Annotated in this window: 7 protein-coding genes; 2 read left to right on the forward strand and 5 right to left on the reverse strand. The window is 69.9% G+C overall.

The genetic code is table 11. The features are described from left to right. Positions 1 to 6: 6 nt before the first annotated feature. The 3 genes from MQV74_RS02635 to MQV74_RS02645 all read right to left on the reverse strand — a co-directional run bounded on the left by MQV74_RS02635 (position 7) and on the right by MQV74_RS02645 (position 16,247). Positions 7 to 10,608 (reverse strand): non-ribosomal peptide synthetase, encoded by a 10,602-nt coding sequence (locus MQV74_RS02635; RefSeq protein WP_242714366.1) that lies wholly within the window; start codon positions 10,606 to 10,608, stop codon positions 7 to 9. A 430-nt stretch (positions 10,609 to 11,038) separates the two neighbouring features. Beyond that, complete coding sequence (locus MQV74_RS02640) at positions 11,039 to 12,937, reverse strand: hypothetical protein (protein WP_242714367.1); 1,899 nt, start codon at positions 12,935 to 12,937, stop codon at positions 11,039 to 11,041. Positions 12,938 to 12,974: 37 nt separating this feature from the next. Then, positions 12,975 to 16,247: a hypothetical protein gene (locus MQV74_RS02645; protein ID WP_242714368.1), complete on the reverse strand. Its 3,273-nt coding sequence runs from the start codon at positions 16,245 to 16,247 to the stop codon at positions 12,975 to 12,977. A gap of 887 nt (positions 16,248 to 17,134) precedes the next feature. Between MQV74_RS02645 and MQV74_RS02650 the strand changes: the two genes are divergently transcribed. Both MQV74_RS02650 and MQV74_RS02655 read left to right on the forward strand, forming a co-directional pair. Beyond that, positions 17,135 to 17,767, forward strand: coding sequence for a TetR/AcrR family transcriptional regulator (locus MQV74_RS02650; protein WP_242714369.1), 633 nt, complete (start codon positions 17,135 to 17,137; stop codon positions 17,765 to 17,767). Further along, positions 17,764 to 18,231 carry a Dabb family protein gene (locus MQV74_RS02655; protein WP_242714370.1) on the forward strand — a complete coding sequence of 156 codons (468 nt, stop codon included), beginning with the start codon at positions 17,764 to 17,766 and terminating at the stop codon, positions 18,229 to 18,231. The genes MQV74_RS02650 and MQV74_RS02655 overlap by 4 nt, the downstream gene beginning before the upstream one ends. Before the next feature lie 65 nt (positions 18,232 to 18,296). Here MQV74_RS02655 and MQV74_RS02660 read toward each other — a convergent pair whose 3' ends face one another. Together MQV74_RS02660 and cynS are read right to left on the reverse strand one after the other, a co-directional pair. Next, the gene (locus MQV74_RS02660) at positions 18,297 to 18,794 is read right to left on the reverse strand and encodes a nucleoside deaminase (RefSeq protein ID WP_242714371.1); all 498 of its coding nucleotides are present in this window, start codon (positions 18,792 to 18,794) and stop codon (positions 18,297 to 18,299) included. A 110-nt stretch (positions 18,795 to 18,904) separates the two neighbouring features. Further along, the gene (cynS, locus tag MQV74_RS02665; RefSeq protein ID WP_242714372.1) at positions 18,905 to 19,375 is read right to left on the reverse strand and encodes a cyanase; all 471 of its coding nucleotides are present in this window, start codon (positions 19,373 to 19,375) and stop codon (positions 18,905 to 18,907) included. Positions 19,376 to 19,466: the final 91 nt, after the last annotated feature.

Below are 19,466 nucleotides of genomic sequence, written 5' to 3' on the forward strand. Positions count from 1 at the left end.
CCGCGATCAGATCGCGAGCGCGGTCAGCTCTGCGATGCGGGCGCGCAGCCGCTCCAGTTCGCCGCCCGGCGCCACCGCCGGTTCCTGGACGTCGGTGAGCACGGCGTCCGGCGGCGCGGCCGGGGGGAGGGTGATTTCGTCGTCGCCCAGAACGATGCCCCGGTTGTTGAGCGCGGGACTGAACTTCATCAACGTCATCCTGCTGACCGGTCCCGCGCACAGCCGTTCGATCGCCGCCGTCAGCTCGTCCGGCTGGATGAGCGGCGCCTGCGCTGCGACCACCGCGCCCCGCTCTCCCTCGGTGGGTGCGTTGTTGAAGCAGTAGCCCAGGTTCAACACCTTGCCGACAGCGCCGTAGCGGCGCTGCACCGTCAGTGCGAACGAGTCGAGGAACGTGCAGGCGGCCGCGTAGTTCGCCTGCTTGATGGCTTTGAGGTAGGAGTTGATCGAGGACAGGAACAGTGCGAAATCGAGCGAGTCGCCGCCGAACACCTGCATGCACCGCACGCTCGCGTCGACCTTGCCGCGCAGCACGTCCTCGAACTGCGCCTCGCTCATCCGGGCCAGGCTCGCCCCCGAGAACACGAGGCCCGAGTGGACGACGCCGTGCACCGCGCCGAACCGTCGTACGATCTCGTCCTTCGCCGCGCGCAGGGACGCGAGATCGGTGGCGTCGGACCGCAGGTACAGCGGCGCAGGCCCGTCCGCGCCGGTCGCCTGAGCGATGGCGGCGTCGACTCGCGCGTCCTGCGGCCTGCGTCCGAGCCACACCACCTGGGCGTGGTACCGGCGGATCACGTACTCGCTGATGACCGTGCCCAGGGCGCCCGCCCCGCCGATGACGACGTACGTGCCGTCCTGCCGCAGCCGGGACGACGTCGATGCGGCCGGCCGAACGGTCATCAGCCGCTGCTCGTGCCACCAGCCGTCGCGGTGGATAAGCAGGTCGCCGTCCGGGGCCGCGGCCAGGTCGAGCACCGCGGCGAGCGAAGGCGCGTCGTAGTCCTGGACGTCCGCCACCCGCACCCGCCAGTTCGGGTACTCCTTCGCGGTCGACCCCGCCAGGCCGGCCACGCCGGCGTGCGCCGGGTCGACGGCCTCGGCCTCATGGACGGCGTGTGCCCGCTCTGTGATCAGGGTCAGGCCCAATGAGCGATCGCCGTACCCTGCGGACAGAAGAGCTTTCACCGTGCGGAAGGCATGCAGCGAGCCGCTGGACTGGCTCTCGACGACGCTCGCGCCGGACCGGTCGTCCACGGCGCTGGGCGCCACCCAGATCAGATGGTCGAGTTCCGGGACCGACCGGACGGACGCCTCCAGATCGTCGTCGTGCGTACTCCGCGACGGGTCCGCGACCACGTGAGCGCCTGGATAGCGCGCGATGAGAACGTCCCGCGCCTTCCCTGGGGACGCGATGACGCCCACTGATTCGGAACTCTGCGGCCACGTCGTGGGTTCCGTCTGCCGAAGGGGGTCCCACACCGGCAGCAGCGTGACGGCGTCGTCCGCCGCGTCCGGCGTCTGCTCGGCCCGACGGCCTGCGATGCCCCGCAGACGCAGGCACACCGTGCCGTCGTCGGTCACGAGGTCGATGTCGATCCGGTCCGCGCCGCGCGTGTCCTCGGCACGGCGTATCAGGGCCCACATGGTGGTCGCGCCGGGGGCGAGGAATTCGGCCGACTTGATGCTGAACACCAACCCGACCCGATCGTCGCTGTCGAGCAATCGCATGCACTGCATCGCCGAGTCCACCAGCGCCGGGTGCAGGACATGGCCGTCCATGGTTCCTGACGCCGTGCTGGGCAGCCGCAGTTCGGCGAGCACAACCTTGTCGCCGCGGTGCACCGCCACGACCCCCTGGAACGTGGGGCCGTAGGCGATTCCGCGATCCCGCCACTCGGCGTAGAACCGCGGGGGGTCGAATGCGGTGGACTGGAAATCCCTGAGCAGAGCGGGCAGATCGAGCGCCTGCGCCGACGTCGGCGCCGCAGCGGACACCTCGCCCTGACAGTGGAGAACGGGCTCGTCTCCGGCGGACTCCGTGGAGGACACCGTGAACCGGGTGACGTCGCCGTCCGCGCGAAGAGCCACCCGCAGTGCGCGCGGCACCCCTGACACCGACAGGGGGCGCAAGAAGACGATGTCGTGCAAGCGAACCTCGTCGCTCGCGGTGCGCCTCGCCGCTGCTGCGACCCACTGCAGATACATGGCCCCCGGGGCGATCCCGGTCCCCTGCACCTGATGTTCACGCAAGTAGAACTCGTCGCCGGTGAGGACCCGCCCATCGCGCTGCGGTCCCTCGTCTGCCGCCGCCCGGATCGGCAGCGCATAGCGCTCCCTCTCGAAGGGGTAGCCGGGCAGCGGGACGCGGCGGTAGCGGCTGTCGCGGAACAACCCGGCGAAATCCGGTGCCTCACCGTCAAGGAACTGCTGGGCGAGTGCCTGCGCCCTGGAGTCCGCGCTCTGCACCGGAACGTCCTGCCCGGAGAGCCAGGTAGTGCACTGTCTTTCCAGTTCTGCGATGTCCCGGACCACCCTCGTCCATCGATGCCGCAGGTGCTTGCGGCCGAGCAGAAGTGTGTGGCTCACATCGCCCACGTCGAGGTCCGGGTGCTCGCGGCAGTGGCGCGCGAGCCGGACCACCTGTTCGCGCAAGGCGTGCTCCGTCGCCGCCGACAGCGCGATCAACCGGGGCCCGTCCTGCCTGCTCCGCGGCGGCGTGGGCGGCTGCGACGGCTGCTCGATGACAGCGTGGGCGTTGGTTCCGCTCGCGCCGAGCGACGTGACCGCGGCGCGCCGCTTGCCCCCTTGGGGCACGGCCCACCGCCTCGGCTCCGTGTGCACGAAGAACGGGCTGCCGGCCAACGTGACACTGGAGTTCGTCGCGGTGTGATGGGGCAGACCGGGGATCACCTCGTGCCTCATCGCCAGCAGTGCCTTGATGACGCCGATCACGCCGGCCGCGGCCTGCGCGTGGCCGACGGAGGCCTTCGTGGAGCCGAGCGAGCAGAACCGCTCGGCGTCCGTGAAGCCGCGGAACGCGCGATCGAGCGCCCGGAATTCCACCGGATCGCCGAGCTTGGTTCCGGTGCCGTGTGCCTCGACCAACCCGATCCCTGCGGGGTCGATGTCGAAGTCCTGATAGATCTGCCGGATCAACCGTTCCTGCGAGGTCCCGTTCGGCGCGGCGATGCCGTTCGTAGTGCCGTTGTGGTTGATCCCGATTCCACTGATCACCCCGTGGATGTGGTCGCCGTCCGCCTCGGCGTCCGAGAGCCGTTTGAGGATCAGCGCACCGACCCCCTCGGCTGGCACGAATCCGTCGGCCGCCTGGTCGAACGGACGGCACCGGCCCGTCGGGGAGAGCATCCCGGCCCGCGACGCCGCCAGATACAGCCGCGGCGAGTTCTGGACGTAGACCCCGCCCGCGATCGCCGTGGTGACCTCGCCCGCCCACAGCGCCTGACACGCCAGGTAGAGGGAGACCAACGAGCTGGAGCACGCGGTGTCGACCGCGATCGCCGGCCCGTGCAGGTCCAGGTAGTACGCGATGCGGGACGGCACGAGCGAGTTCATGTTGCCCCACAGCGCCTGGCCCGGGTAGTCGGACGGCCCCGTCAGATCCAGGTAGTCGCCCGCGGCGCAGCCCACATAGATACCGCACCGGTCGCGGTCGAGCGACTCGCCCGCGTGGCCCGCGTCCTCGAGCGCCCGCCACGCTTCCTGGAGGAACAGCCGCTGCTGCGGCTCCATGTAGAGGGCCTCCGCACCGGAGATCCCGAAGAAGAGCGGGTCGAACTCGTCGACGCCGTCCAGGAGACCGCCGTCCAGGCACACGCTGCCCAGCGACGCGAGGTCCCAGCGGGACACCTTCGAGACGGCGTCCCGGCCGGAGGCCAACAGGTCCCATAACTCGTCGGTGTCCCGGGCGCCCGGGAACCGGCCGCTCATGCCGACGATCGCGACGGGCTCCCGGCCACCGCCAGACGCCCCGGACACCGTGGACGGCTCGGACACCACGGACGGCTCAGGTGCCGCAGACGGCTGGGGTACCGCGGCCACGACGGCGGCGCCTTCCTCGTCGATGATGAAACGCGTCAGCCGCCTGATCGACGGGTTCTCGAAGAGCACGCTCGGATCGAGGTCCGTGCCCAGCGAGTCGTTGAGCCCGTGCACCAGGGAGACGCCGGTGAGCGAGTCCAGTCCGTAGTCGGCGAAGGGCTTGTCGGCCGCGAGCTCGTCCGCGGTCAGCTTCAGCGTTTCGGCGAGGATCCGCTCGACGCTCGCGCGGACGTGTTCCTCGGGCGAACCGTGCGAACCGTGCGCGGCAGGTCGCGGGTCCCGGCGCGGGACGGTCGAACCGGCGCGTGCCAGCAGTACCTGCTGGCCCAGGTCGCGGGCGGGCTCCGCGAGCAGTTCAACCATGTCGAACCCGCACTCCCGCAACACGTCGCGCCACGCGTCCGCGGACAGCGCCGGTCCGCCCTGGATGCGCCTTCCGTCCGTGAACCGCCACCACCCTTCGAGGAGTCCGAAGGTCAGGTGCGACCACCAGTCGTTCCGGGCGATTTCGTTGAGTACGAGGACTCCGCCGGGCCGCAGCAGTGCTCGGGCATGACGCGCTGCCTGCACGATGTCCTTGGTGGCGTGCAGGACGTTGTTGGCGATGACGATGTCAAAGGAGCCCACGGCAAGCCCCTGTGCACCGGGCTCCCGCTCCACGTCGAACGTCGTGAAGGACACGTACGGCACGCGGTCGGCAAAGCGCCGCTCCGCGCCGATCAGGAACGCCTTCGAGATGTCCGTATAGCAGTACTCAGCGATGTCGCGGCCCGTCAGCCGGGCGAAGACGCGCTCGCTGGTGCTGCCGGTGCCCGCTCCGATCTCCAGCAGCCGGATCCCGTCGTGGTGGCGGGCGTCCACCTCCGCGCGCACCGCGCCAGCCGTCACGTCGTTGAAGTAGTCGGCCGTCGCGTTCCCCCGGTACGCCGGTTCGACCAGTTCGAACGAGCCGCCGGGGAACATGACGGCCGTGGCCTTCGTCCGCCCGGACAGGATCGCGGGCAAGGCCTCGACCATGCGCTCGGTCAGGCCGGTCTTGGCCGCCAGCTCCGGATCCTCGGCACGGGCGTCCCTCCACGCGCGCCAGGTGTGCCACGCCTGTTCGAGGCCTGGCGCACTCTTCTTGGGCGCCACGAACTCGCCCTCGCGCACGAGTTCTCCGTGGCTCAGCAGCACGGTCACCGTATGGTCGAGCCACTGGGCGAAGGACGGCGTGATCCTCCGCCCGATCAGGTCGCGACGAACGGGCGCGTCGAAGAATCCCGCCGCCACCAGCTGTGCGAGCACGAGCGGGCGCGAGAGGCTGTCCATCTCGTCCGTGGCGGACGTGCGCCCGGACAGGAACGTCTCGACGCTCTCAGGCCTGGCCGCAGCCAGGAGCAACGATTCCGCGTCGAGCGGGACAGTGGCCCGAGGAACCGGCACCGCCTCGGCAGTCGGCCAATACCGCTTCGCAAGGAACGGATACGCCGGCAGACTCACCCGCACCGGTGGATGCGCACCGTGGTGGACGTGCCACTCGACGTCGATGCCGTTGACCCACAGGGGCGCGATCTTGTCCCACTCCCCTTGTTCGAGCCACCCGGCGACCAGGTCTCGCAGCTCCCCGGGGCGATCGAACAGGCCGAGCAGCTGGTCTTCAGGCCGTCGGGCCGTACCCTCGAACACCCCACCGCGCGCCCCGCGCTCGACGTAGTCCTGAAGGATTGCCATCAGCCCGACGACGTCGTTCGCGACGAAGACCACTCGTTCGGCCATCGCCCGCCGCCCGACCTGCAGCGTGTACGCGAGCGACGCCAGATCGCCGTGCGCGTCCCGGTACCCCGGCAGGAACTCCAGAAGCTGCCGCGCGAGGACGCCGAGCCGCTCCCCGTCGCGGGCCGAGAGGACCACCGCTTGGGGGCCGCGGCGTCCGGCGGCCCGCGCACCGGTCGGTGCCTGTTCCAGTACCGCGTGCACGTTGGTGCCGCCGATCCCGAAGGAACTCAGTCCCGCCCGCGCGGGCTCGTCGCCGTCCAGCGGCAGATTCCGGTCGGCCACGAAGAACGGCGACGCGTCCCAGTCGATCTCCGAGCTCGACACGTCGCAGTGCAGGGTCCGCGGAACCTCTCCGTGCTGCAAGGCCAGGGCCACCTTGATCAGACCGGCGATCCCCGCGGCCGCGTCCAGGTGGCCGATGTTGCTCTTGACCGAGCCGATGCCGCAGTACTGGCTGCGTGCCGTGTAGTGGCGGTAGGCCTCGGTCAGAGCCGCGACCTCGATGGGATCGCCGAGCCTCGTGCCCGTGCCGTGCGCTTCGACGTAGCTGATCGTCGACGGGTCCGTGCCCGCCTTGTCCAGCGCCTTGCGGATCACCTCGGCCTGGCCGCGCACACCGGGCGCGTAGAACCCTGCCTTGTCGCCGCCGTCGTTGTTCACCGCGACGCCGCGGATCAGGCAGTACACATGATCGCCGGCAGCGATCGCCTCACTGGCGCGCTTGAGGACGACCACGCCGACGCCTTCACCGCCGGACATGCCGTCGGCGCCGTCGGCGAACGCGCGGCTGCGCCCGTCGCTGGAGAAGTTCAGGCCCGGCTGGTGCACGTATCCCAGTTCCCCCGCGGAGAACAGGCTGGCCGCGCCGACGATCGCCTGGTCGGCATCGCCGGCCAGGAGCCCCTGACAGGCGACGTGCACCGCGCTCAGCGCCGAAGAGCAGTTGGTGCTCACCGCCATGCTGGGGCCGCGCAGGCCCAGCTTCGTGGAAATCATGGTGGGCACCGTGCCGCCTTGGGCGAACAGCCACGCGGCATAGGTCTCAGGACTCGCCAGGACCCGCGGGCCCGACGCGTTCGCCATCACAGCCGGGAGCAGGGCCTGGTAGAAGTTCGTGCTCGTGGACGTGGTGACGCTGGTCTCGGGAACATCCTCCGGGGGGTAACCGGCGTCCTCCAGCGCCTGCCACGCGTGCTGCAACAGCAAGCGCGCCTGTGGGTCCATGAACTCGGCGTCGCGGGGGGAGATGTCGAAGAACGCCGCGTCGAACTCCGCCCTGCCGTCCACGACCGACCGCTGCGGCACGTATCCGGCTCGGTTGATCAGCTCCTCCGGCACTCCGAGCGTGCGCAGCTCCTCGACTGACCACGACGTGCCGCCGCTGCGGCCTTCCACGAGCGCGGACCAGAATTCACGGTGGTCCAGGGCTCCCGGAAACCGGCAGGAGATGCCGATCACCGCGATCGCGTCACCGAGCGAGGCGTCGTCGGCCGCCGCAGTGGTGGGGCGCGGATCAGGTTGCCGCTCGGGCTCGACCGGCTGCGCCGCAGGTGCCTGCCCAGCGGGCAGCAGCCCCGTCAGGTGTCGGGCCATCGCCGCGACGGACGGGTGCGCGAAAACGCTGGTGGGCCGCAACGAGCAGCCGAACTCGCGGTTGATGCGCGCCGCCGCTTCGATGGCCGCGAACGAGTCTCCGCCGATGTCGAAGAAGCCTGCGGTTCGATCGACATCGCGCGAACCGAGCACCTCTTCGAAGATCCCGCGCACGGTCCGCTCGATGTCGGGCGCGGCTCCCGGCCTTTCGGCGGCCGGGAGCGGCACCGTCCGGGCGGCCTCGGTCAGCTTCGCCCGGTCGACCTTGCCGTGCGCCGTGAGCGGAAAGGCGTCCAGGGCCACGAATGCGGCGGGCAGCATGTAGGCGGGGAGGGTCTTGGCGAGTTCCGCGCGCAGCAGCGCGGCGTCGACCGGCGCGTCCCCCTTGCCGGTGTAATAGGCCGTGAGCCTGTCCGACAGGCCGACGTGCTCGAGCAGGACGACGCTTCGGCCGATCTCCGGGTGGGCGTCGAGCACCGCCTCGATCTCACCGAGTTCGATGCGATGGCCGCGCAGTTTGACCTGGTTGTCCATCCGGCCCAGGACGACGATCTCGCCATTCGGCAGTCGGCGCGCGCGGTCGCCGGTCCGGTACAACCGTCCGGGCGCGAACGGGTTGGCCAGGAAGCGCTCGGCCGTCAACCCCGGCTTGCGGTGGTAGCCCAGGGCGAGCCCGTCGCCTGCGATGTGCAGCTCGCCGGTCACGCCGACGGGCAGGGGGCTCAGGTTCTGGTCGAGGACGTACAGCTGGGTGTTCGCGATGGGGCTGCCGATGGTCACCGGCTCCTCACGGCGCAGCCGCTTGGCCGCTGACCAGATGGTCGTCTCCGTGGGCCCGTACAGGTTCCAGGCCTCGCCGCGCGCCACGAGTTGGTCCTTCAGGCCGTCGGGCAGCGCCTCGCCGCCGCACAGCACCTTGACGCCCTCGGTGTTCCGCCATCCGACGCGCACCAGCATGGCCCAGGTCGCCGGAGTGGCCTGCATGATGGTGGGCCGCCAGTCGGCGATCTTCTCGGCCAGTAAGGTGGCGTCGGCGGTCGTGGCCGCTTCGCAGACGTAGACCTGCCCGCCGGTGATCAGCGGGAGGTAGAGCTCCAGGGCGGCGATGTCGAAGCTGTGCGTGGTGAGGGCCAGCAGCCGATCGCCGGAGGTCGTACCGAGCGTGCGCGCCATGGCCAGCAGGAAGTTGGTCAGTGCCGTGTGCGGAACGACGACGCCCTTGGGCTTGCCCGTGCTGCCCGAGGTGTAGATGACGTACGCGGCTTGAGGTGTCGAGGCTCGCGAGCGTCGCGGCGAATCGGCGACCGTCTTCCCAACCGCTGCCCATGCCTGGGTGGCCTGATCATCCTGGCGGTCTGTCGGGTACGGACGCACCCTCGCCGTCCCCAGGGGGGCCAGCCTGTCCGCCACCGCCTCGTGGCAGATGACGAGTTGTGCGCCGCTGTCCTCGACCAGGTAGGAGAGGCGTTCGACCGGCAGTCGGCTGTCCAGGGGCAGGTACACCGCGCCGAGCTTCATGACGGCGAGGAGGCCGACGATGAGGTCGAGCGACCGTTCGTAGCAGACTCCTACGACGTCCCCGGGTCCGACGCCTTGACCCCGCAGCCTGTGCGTCAACGCCGTGCTGTGGTCCGCGAGTTCGCGATAGGTGAGGGTCCGCTCCCCGCAGGTGACCGCCGGGGCATCCGGGTGCGCCTGTGCCTGCTCCATGAAGAGGTCCCAGCACGTCCGATGCGCGGGGAAGTCGACCTCGGTGCGGTTCCACGCCTCGATGGCGAAGCGCCGCTCCTCGTCGCCGAGCAGGTTCAGCCCGCCTATCGGCGCACCCCCGTCCACGTCGAGGATGCTGCCCACCAAGGTGGTGAAGTGCGCTGCCATGCCCGCGACGGCGTCGGCCGAGAAGGCGTCGGGGTGGTATTTCCAATTCACCAGGAACCCGTCACCGGGAGCCACGTCCACCGTGAGGTCGTACTCACCCAGCTGGTACAGCCCGTCGACGAGCTCGAAGTCCGTCTCGCCAGTGGCGCGGGCCCGCTCGCCCAGATAGCCGGAGAGCGCGGAGTCCTGATAGTTGTACACGATCTGATAGAGAGGCGACCGAGGATTCGCACCCCGGGCACCGAGATCGTCCACGATCCGGTGGAAGGGGTAGGTCCCGTGCTCCAGTACGTCGAGCACCGTGGACTGCACCCGCCGGGCGAACGAGGTGAACCCCTCGGAGGCCTCCGGCCTGCTCCGGACGGGCAGCGTGTTGACGAAGTAGCCGACGATCGGGTCGAACCGCTCCGTCGGGCGACCTGCCACCGGCATCCCGACGACGAGGTCCTCGCTTCCGCTGTAGCGGTGCAGCAGCGTCAGGAAGGCCGTCAGGAAGAAGATCCCCGGGCTGATCTCATGCGAAGCGGTGAAGGCTGCGACGGCCGCAGCCTGCTCTCTCGGCAGCCGGCTGGTGTGTACCTCGCCCACATGAGGCGCGTCCTGCGGCAGAGCCACTTGCGAGGGCAACCCGGTGAGGACGTCCGCCCCGGCGAGCTCCCGCACCCAGAACTCGCGGTTGTCCTCGGCGCGTTCGCCGGCGAGTACGTCCCGCTCCCACGCGACGAAGTCTCCGAATGAGGCGGATCCCACCTCGATCGGCACGTCCCGCCCCTCGGCCCGCGCCCGGTACGAACGGAACAGCGTGTCGATGACGAGACGCCCCGACACTGCATCGATCACGAGGTGATGAACGACCAGCAGAACGTACGCCTCGGACGCGGAGCGACGCAGGACAGCCAGCCTGGTCAAGGGATCACCGGCCACGTCGAACGGCCGTCTCGCCCTTTCCTTCAGAAAGTCCAGCACTCGACCGGACGGCACATCGGAGATGTCCACGTACTCGACGAAGAAGCCGTCCGCGTCTCCGTGGGACAGACACGGCCCGTCATCCGTCTCGCGCACCGTGGCCGAGAGAAGCGGATGCCGGGAAAGCGTGTCGCGGAACGCGGCCTGAAGCGCCGCGGTATCCACGTCCGCAAAAGAAAAGCACACGGGAACGTTGTACGCATACGTCTCCGGCTCCATCTTGGCAAGTGCCCACAGACCGCGCTGCCCCTCGGACAAAGGAATGTCCACTCGTCTGCCGAGCTCGGCCAGTACCTCCGTCGTCGACAACTCGCCGTCGGCATACATGCGGGCGAGCGCACGAAGGCTCATGACTGACTCCTTCCTGCCACGCCGCCCAGGCATGACGCTGCGCCAGAAGATCGCGAGCGAACGCAAGGACTCTGCCCGAGCTCGCACGGGGCGAGGCAGGCGCGGAACCGGACGAACACGCGGCCCCGCTCCTGGCCGTGGAGTTCCACATCGGTGAACACGCCACGGCCCACCAGTCCGCCCTCGGTATCGACGAACCCCGGGAGGTCGATGAACCCCAGGAGGTCCATGAACCCCGGGAGGTCGATCGAACGCGACATCTCGGCCGGGTGCTTGAGGCCTGTAGGCAGCAGCGAACAGTAGGCGCCCACGGATGTGGCCGTCGGTGTCATGGCAATCAGTATGGCCCGCAGACGGTTGCGTGTTCACACGGTTTTCCCGCTATGGGACACATCACTTTTCGGCCAGCCCCGGCGTGGGCCGCTTGCGCTCAGGGCGCCTCCTCCTCCGCCAGGCGCTGGGCCAGGACCTTCAGTTGCCCGGCCATCTGGTTCAGCTCAGCGCGGGTGGTGTCCGCGCCGATGATCTCGACGTACTGGAAGTGGTCCGCCTTCAACTCGTCGTGGATGAGTTTGGCCTGGGCCACGGGGAGGTCGCCGGGGACGACCGCGAAGAGCTTCACCTTGGTCGCCGAGATCCGGACCTTGACGAGTTCCTCACCGATGTAGATCTGCTCCAGCTTTCCGATGTCGCTGGGCGAAAGCCGCTCCACGTCCTTGCGGAACTGCCCGCCCGCCTCGGCGAGTTGGTACTCCTGTTGCAGGTCGAAGAAGGTCTTTTGGTACGGCTTTCCGGTGACGCGGGCGATCTCGCGCTCGCTGCGGAACTTGTTCTTGACGAGGCTCAGGAAGGTGGCCCGGTCCTCGGCGCTCTTGAGGGAGGACAGACCGCCGCGTCCCCTGCTCAGTCCGCGGGCGGTCTGGCCGAAGCCGGCCTTGGCCTCGAAGATCGCCTCGATGTGCAGGACGCCGTTCCGGCGGATCGCCAGGATCCCGTCGGTGACCGCGCGGCCGCTCCGGTCGGAGATGAGGTGGCCGGGGATGAACTCCAGCTTCTCGCGGGCGGCCCTGATGCCCAGTGCCTGGGGGCCGGTGCGCAGTCGCAGCCACGGGACGATGCGGTTCTCGACCAGTTCCTCCAGCAACTGACCCTTGAGGTTGTTGATGTACGGCCCCTTGGACAGGACCCGGCGCACCGCGGGGACGTCGAGGTCCTCGAGCACGGGGTGCCGACCGGTCATCCGGCGGAGCAGCGCCTCGATCTCGTCATCGAGGTCCCCGGCCACCCTGCCTACGCCACCGCCGGAGGCGCCGCGCCCACCACGGAGGAGTTTGGGCAGTCCGTCGGCCGCCTCCTGGCCGAGCTTCCCCGTGACGCGGCCCTCGGCGCGCAGGGCCTCCTCGGCCTGCCGCACGGAGTGGACGGCCGGGCCGTTGACGGCCATCCGGTCGGCCGTGAGGACCAGGCGCCGCCAGGCGGCGCCGTCGTGGCCGTACAGGCGGGCGAGCCGGGATTCGGTGTACATCAGGCGGCCCGCCTTGACCATCCGGCCCGCGAACGGCAGCAGGAGGGTGGCGAGCAGGACCGCGCGCTCGATGTCGCCGAGCCGGTAGCCGAAGAGGTCGCGGCCCTCGTACGCCTCGTACGCCGCGAGCATGCTGCCGATCAGGGGCAGGGAGCCGACGGCGGTCTCGAACAGCTCTGCCTCCAGCGGCGGTTCGATGGGGATCTCACCGCGCTCGACGTCCGGCAGCAGCCGCTGGGCAGCCCGCAGCAGGGCGACGACGTCGGGGCGCTGGGGCAGGAAGACCGTGTAGTAGCCGGTTTCCGCCGACAGTTGCAGGAAGGCGGTGTCGTACGGCTGGGCGCGGAACCAGGTCATCAACTCGTCGGCCACGGCGGTCATGTACAGCTTCGAGGTCTTCTCGTTGGGTGTGATCAGGTAGTCGATGCCATTGCGCGGGTCCTTGGTGTAGGACTGCTGGACCGCCACCTGGGTGCGCAACCGGTTCGCGAAGGTGAGGTACTCCAGGTGCTTGCGCGCGAGCAGGTCGGCGTCGACGGGCCGGTTCACCTCGCGGCCGGCCCGCTCCAGCACGGCGGCGTACCAGCGCTCCGGGCCGTTGAGGCCGGTGGCGCGGCCCCGCCCGCCGCCCGCGTACGCCTGTGCCAGGGCCGGGCCCGTGGCCACGTCCTCGCGCATGATGTCCACCGTGCGGCGCGCTACGGCGACCTCGTCGGCGGGCGTGCGCGGGCGCAGCAGGTGCTGGAACAGCCGCAGCTCCGCGGCGGCCAGCTGCTCCAGGAACGGCCTCGCGTTCACCGGCATCGACGGTCTCCTCTCCTGTCCTGCCCTCGCGTTGCCTTCAGTCCTCGGCCCACTCTCCCGAGCCGTCCTTGTGCCAGGTCGGGAGCTTGTCGTCCTGCCGCAGCTTGACCAGGGTGGTCGGGATGCGGACCCGCCACGGGTCGCCCTGGGGCACCTCGGCTCCGGGGCGGTCGAGGCGCTCGGCGATCTCCTCGGCGATGGGCAGGTAGAGCGGGCTGGTGATGGGGGGAAGCGGACCGCCGTTCCACAGCTCGCCGAAGTTCATGTAGTGGTCGATGGCCCCCTCGAAGCCGGGGCGCACCGGCACGGTCACCCGGCAGTAGCCGGCCTTGAGGAACTGGTTGAACTGCGGGTCCGGGTCGTCGTAGCTCAACCGCTCGTCCCATTGGCCCTTGCGGCCCCAGAAGTACGGGTACGCCACCCAGGTCAGGTGCTCCCATTCGATGGCCTGCTCGAAGAAGCGCACGTACGCGCCCTCGGCGGCGGCCTCCTGGACGTCGATCTGCGGGATGGGAGAGCCGTCAGGGCCCCGCTTCACCTCGATCGCACCGAACAGGTCGAAGTGCTGGTCGGTGAGGATGCTGACACAGTTCTTGCGCAGCTCGTCGGCGATGAGGAGCTGGTTGGCCCGGGGGTTGCGGCCGTGGATCGGCACCCCGGCCTGGAGCTGGAGGGCGGCGAGCTTCTCCTCGTACTCCGCGAGCCGGGCCCGGTAGGCGTTGGTGAGCTTGGCGTGGGTGTCCAGCGCCCATTTGCGCATGGCCCGCTCGGTGCGCTGGCACTTCACCTCGATGCCGACGGCGACCTGGGCGAGCCGCCAGGTCTGGATGGCGACCGGTACCGAGTCGCGCTCCTCGGCCAGCGAGGTGGTCCACAGCCAGTGGCCGTCATTGCTGAACCGGTGGGTGCGGTTGCCCACCAGCACGTCGACGCAGCAGCCCTGCTCCCACAGGTTGAACAGCGCCCCACAGGAGACCTGCACGGCCATGTAGCCGTCGTCGACGGCCACCTGGCCGGAGTGGGTGTAGTCGGTCTTGCTGTCGCCGCCGCCCGCCTTGTAGTCGAAGGACTTCGTCCGGTACGGCTCCGGCGGCGGGGAGACGTCCGTCGCGTCGTAGAGCTGCACCCACTGGGCGTAGTTCAGCTCGGTGATCTGGTCGGGGCGCAGGGTGAACTGCTGGGGCTTGTCCAGGTCCACGGCGCTGGCGTGCGCCGATTGCAGCGTCTCCACGAAGTACGCGGCCGGCTCGGGGATCATGAAGTCGAACATGGTGCGCAGGCCGTAGTTGTACATCTGGGCCTCGTAGACCTTGTTGACCCACTGGTACACCCCGGAGATGTTGTTCAGACCGGTCCGGTTGTCCAGGCCATGGCTGTTCTTCTCCGTCACCTCGGTGGTGACGCGCAGCGAGGTGCGCTCCAGGACCCGCTCGGAGATCCGGTTGGCGCTGCGCTGCGTCACGTCCTGGGCGAACACCGCGGCCGACTTGGTGGCCTCCTCCTTGTTCCGGGACTGCGACCCCTCGGCGGAGGCGGTGAACTCGACCGTGGGACCGTACTTGCCCGAGACCGTCAGACCCGCCTTGAGCTGCGCGTCCTCCTTGATGACCGTGCTGGCCTCGCGCGTCATCTCATAGCGGTCGGTGGACTCCAGCTCCCGCTCCTCGGTGGTGGTGACCTCCGACTCGCTGACGGTGATCTGCTCGGTCTCCTGGCGGCGGGTGTGCTCCCGCTGCTTGCTCTCGCCCCGCAGTACGTTCTCGATGTGCGCGATGTCCGCGCCCTCGTACCCGACCAACTGCTGGCGGACCAGGATCAGGTCGGCGACCCCGGAGGGGGCCACCGTGCCGCGGCTGCGCGGAACGCGGTCGTCCTCCAGCGGGATCTGCTCCGGCGGCGGTGTCGTACCGACGACCAGGGCCGTCCACGGGGAGGGCAGCGGGGTGGAGACGGTGACGAGGGTGTCGCCCACGCGTTTGACGCTGCGCCTGGTGGGCCGGCCCACCAGGGTCTCCAGTTCAGCGCCGATCACGTCCTGTTCGTCCCTGAGCGTGTCCACGATGCGGTCCAGCGGCTGACCCACCGGGCTGATGCCCCGATCGGCCAGCACGGTCTTGGTGCCGGTACTGAGCTTGTCGGCCGCCGCCTGGTGCAGCCGGAAACCGAGGTCGGACAGAGCGGACGGCTTGAAGGGCGGGGTTCCGGAGAGCAGGTCGGGGCGGGCGCCGAAGAGCTGGCCTGCGAGGTGGGCCGCTCCCTCCACGGGCGGAGGGGGCGGGGTCGGCGGGTCACCCTCACCGGCCGCGGCGGCGCCCGGCGCATCGCCGAAGGCCGGGGCCGGCCCCGTGCCGCCGTCCGTGGGGGGCTCCTCGCCGGTGCCCGCCGAGTCCGGACCGTCGGCCGGACGCACCCCGTTCCCGGAGGCATCGGCTGATGCCGCCGGGGGCACGGGCCCGCCGAGCGCCCGCAGATTGGCCTCGCCGAGCTTGTTGTGGAAGTGCACCTGCCGGGTCAGCGCCGCCGGCGGCTGGAACTCCTCCGGAGGGACGGTGCCTGCTCCCTGGGTCTGCTGGGTGGACAGCAGGTGCTCCCCGCCGAGCCCGGTCAGCTCGCCCACCGCCTCCCGCAGCCGCCGGTGTGCGGTCAGCAGCGTGGCGGCGCGCTCGCGGCGGGCCGCGGCGGCCTGGGCCTCCCGCTCCCGCTGCCGCTGTTCGGCCGCCTTCGTGGACAGCTCGGGTTCGAGCCCGGTGGGGCGCGGTAACCGCAGGGGGCGACGCAGGGTGCGACGGGCGTCGTCCGCCTTCGCGGGGAAGGACGTGTCGGTCGCCAGCCGGGCGATCAGGTCCAGGTGGCGCAGCTGCTCGGTGAGGGCGGCCAGCGGCCGGCCGTGTTCCCCCGGCAAGTACTTGATGGCCAGCAGGCTGTCCCGGAGCTTGGTGACGGCGTCCAGGTAGGGCTGGGACGCGACGAGGGCGGACGGCTCGGAGCCGTAGGTGTCGCGTACGGCCTTCACCGCGGCCGTACGCAACGCGCCGGGCTGGCTGGGCGGAGCCCCCAGCAGCCGACTGAGCATGGCCGTGAAGGCGGCTGTCTGCGCGGCCAGCGGAGTGCGCGACGGATCGCCGACGAACCCGGCCGACGCCACGAACTGCGCCGCGGCCTTGCGCGCCTCGACACGCGGCTTCGTGGAGGTGGCAGCGGAGGCCAACGCGTTCTGGAAAGCGGACTGTTGAGAGAGGTCGACGCTCGGGCGGTCACCGTCCTGACTCACCGCGGGACGGACCAACGACATACGGAACAGCGGTTCCATGAAGCCCCCTTGAACGTGTGTAGGCAAGAACTCGCCTCAAGGCAGCCCTGCGCCGCACCAGCCACGAATCGACAGCAAGTTCTGATATGTCGAGGACAGCGTTGCGACACACTGGAAACCCGGGCAACTCCCGTTCCGCTGAACGGAACACGCAACCTTCAGCACCAAGGCCGCCATCATGCGCAGACGACTTCAGCCGTCGGGCGCTGTGCGGGGGCTCGTTCAGCAGGGCCGCGCCGGGTAACCCGCTCAGGCGTCCTTTGCAGCCAGCCGCCGATGACCGCAGGAGCCGCCCTCACAGGAACTCCTGTCAGCGCTCGCGGAGTTCTTCGGCGTCTCGCCAGCCCACTTCGTAGATCCCGACCACGTGGAACGAGTCAACGCCCAGCTCGCGGGGTTGGAGATGCTGGGCCAAGCAGGTGTCCGCGGAGTCGCCCTGCGAGCGGTGGGCCTGCAACGAGACAGCCTTGAGGTGATCACAACCATGCTCGATCAGGTGAGGAAGCTGCAGGCCTACCCGTCGTGGGGAGCGACAATGCCAGAGCGCGCGTCCTCCTCGGCGGGGAGCCTTCGCGTACCAGGCGGACCCGGACCTCACTCAGTACCGCAGGGGGCCCGAAGCATCAAGGCAGGAGGCGCGGAGCACAGGGGCCCTGGTGATCATGCATCGCCTCACGCTCGGTGTCCCGCAATTGGTCTTCCGCTCGGATTGGACCCGGCTCCCCCTGGCGCGGCTTGGGTCGCTTGCATGCCTGGAGCGCGAGCCCGGGGCCGAGGTGGTCGATGACGCGGTCGGCTGACGCCTCTGACTGTGCCTGCTTGACAGGTTCGGGGAACGCGCAGAACACTAACAGCGTTAGATTTTCTAACGCTGTTAGGAGTTCGTGGTGGGGAAGCGGGAAGAGGTACGTCAGCGGACGTTCGCCGAGATCCTGGAGGCGGCCGGCCGGATGGCCGAGGCCGAGGGCTGGCGGGCAGTGACCATCCGGCGGATCGCTGCCGAGATCGGCTACAGCGCGCCGGTGATCTACCAGCACTTCCCGAACAAAGAGGCCGTACTGCGCACGCTCCTTGAGCGGGTCAACGGTGAGTTGGCGCAGCGGATGCGTGCCGCGGTGGCCGATGAACCGGCATCACGGGGCCCGCACCTGGCGGCGGTCGCGTACCTGGAGTTCGCCCGGTCGCGGCCCGGCCTGTACCAGCTCATGTCGGGCGCACCGGGCACGGACGTCGACGCCTCCACCCGCCGCGCCGCCGCCGACGACGTGATCGCCTTCACCAGACAGCTCATCGGCGCGTGGGCGGCCGAGACTTCAGCCGAGCCCACCAGTGTCGAGGACGCCTGCGACCTGCTGTGGGGCACGCTGCACGGCCTCGCGTGCATCGGGTCGATCGAGGACATCGGCTTCGACCGCGCCCTGCGCCTGGCCGACCAGGCGGTGACGGCACTGCTCGGCTACTGGTCCTCCCCGACCGCGAGCCCCGAAGGCCGCCCGCAGACCGCCGAGGGAGAGAAATGATCTATCACCACAACCGTTTCACCTTCAAGACGACCGCCACCGCCCAACAGCGCGAGGAGGCACTTGCCAGCCTGCGCAACCAGGGCGAGTCGATCGACGCGGTCACGCGGTACGTCGTCGGCAGGGACATCGGCGGCGAGTTCGAGTACGGCGCCGTCTTCGTCATCGAGGACCTCGACGGCTACTGGCAGTACCTGATGGCGCCCTCGCACGCCCACACCGACCGGATCGGCCTGCCGCTGGTGGAGTCCTTCGTCTCCTACGACACCACCGACAGCGACGATCCCGACATCGCCCAGAAGATCGCCGACCTGCACGCGCGGCGCTACGCGGGTGACCCGGCCCTCACCAAGCTGGTGGCCGACCTCCCCTCCTACACCGGCAGCAGCGCACCCACCCCCACCAGCCCTGCCGGCGCACACCAGCCCGCCGCGGGATCGAAAACCCTCCCCGACTCCGGCTGACGGAGCGCACGGCGGTGACTCCGCCAGCCCCGCCTTCCGTCGGCCATCACCCCAGAGAAGGTCGGTCAGGCGGTAGGGGCACCCGCCACGCTCCGCTCCCCTCCGTTGCGCTCCTGCCAGAGCCGGTACACCGCGGTGGCGTCCTCGCGTGCGTCGTGGCGCATCGGCAGGCGGCGTTCGGTGTGGTCCTTGGCGAACTCGGCGTAGAAGGTGTCGAGTTCGAAGTACTTGCGGTCGTCCACATAGTGGGGCTCGTAGGCGTCGCGGGTGGTGAGGAAGACGACCTCGTCCGGTGAGCAGTAGTAGAGCGATCCCAGGCACATGGGGCAGGGGTGGGCCAGGACGTAGATGGTGGTGCCGGTCAGGTGCTCGGTGCCCAGCTTCGTGCAGGCCTCGCGGATGGCGAGGATCTCGGCGTGGGCGGTGGGGTCGTTGGTCTGGGCGACCCGGTTCGGGGACTCGGCGAGGATCTCGCCGTCCTTGACGATGACGGTCGCGAAGGGGCGGCCGCCCTCGGCGACGTTCTGCCGGGCGATGTCGATGGTGCGCTGTGCGAAGTCCACGGGTGTTCTCCGGACGGGAGTGGGGGCTGCCGCGTCGACAGCCGGGGCGGGTGGCGGCCGGGGCGGGCCGGTCGGGGTTGTGTTCCGGCCCGCCCCGGTGTCCGGGTGTCTCAGAAGGGCTTGGTCGGGAGGTACTTGCCGTCCAGGGTGATGACCGCGCGCTCGCCGCCCTCGGGGTCGGCGACCTTCTTCACGTCCAGCTTGAAGTTGATCGCGGAGATGATGCCGTCGCCGAACTCCTCGTGGACCAGGGCCTTGAGGGTGGTGCCGTAGACCTGGAGCATCTCGTAGAAGCGGTAGATCGTCGGGTCGGTGGGGATGCCGCCGGGGATGGAGCCGCGGGTGGGGATGGTCTGCAGCAGCAGCGCCGCATCGTCGTCCAGGCCGAGCAGCTCGGCGACGGCCTTCGCGGCGGGCTCGGGCAGGGCGTGCTGGCCGAGGACGGCGGCGGTGACGAACGCGACGGACAGGCCCGCGGCGTCGGCGATCCGCTGCCAGGACAGGTCGCGGCGGGTCTTGGCCTCGACCGCGGCGATCGCGAGCTGCTGACGGGCGCTGTTGTCGAACTGGGCGTGCACCATGAGAGGGGTTTCCTTTCGTACGGTCCGTCCCCTGGTTGTCGCGGGGATCGGGCGGAGGGGGTCCCGGTGAACCGGTCGGACCGGGCCGGGA

This window comes from Streptomyces sp. AN091965 (assembly GCF_022698285.1).
In the GTDB taxonomy this organism is placed as follows: Bacteria; Actinomycetota; Actinomycetes; order Streptomycetales; family Streptomycetaceae; genus Streptomyces.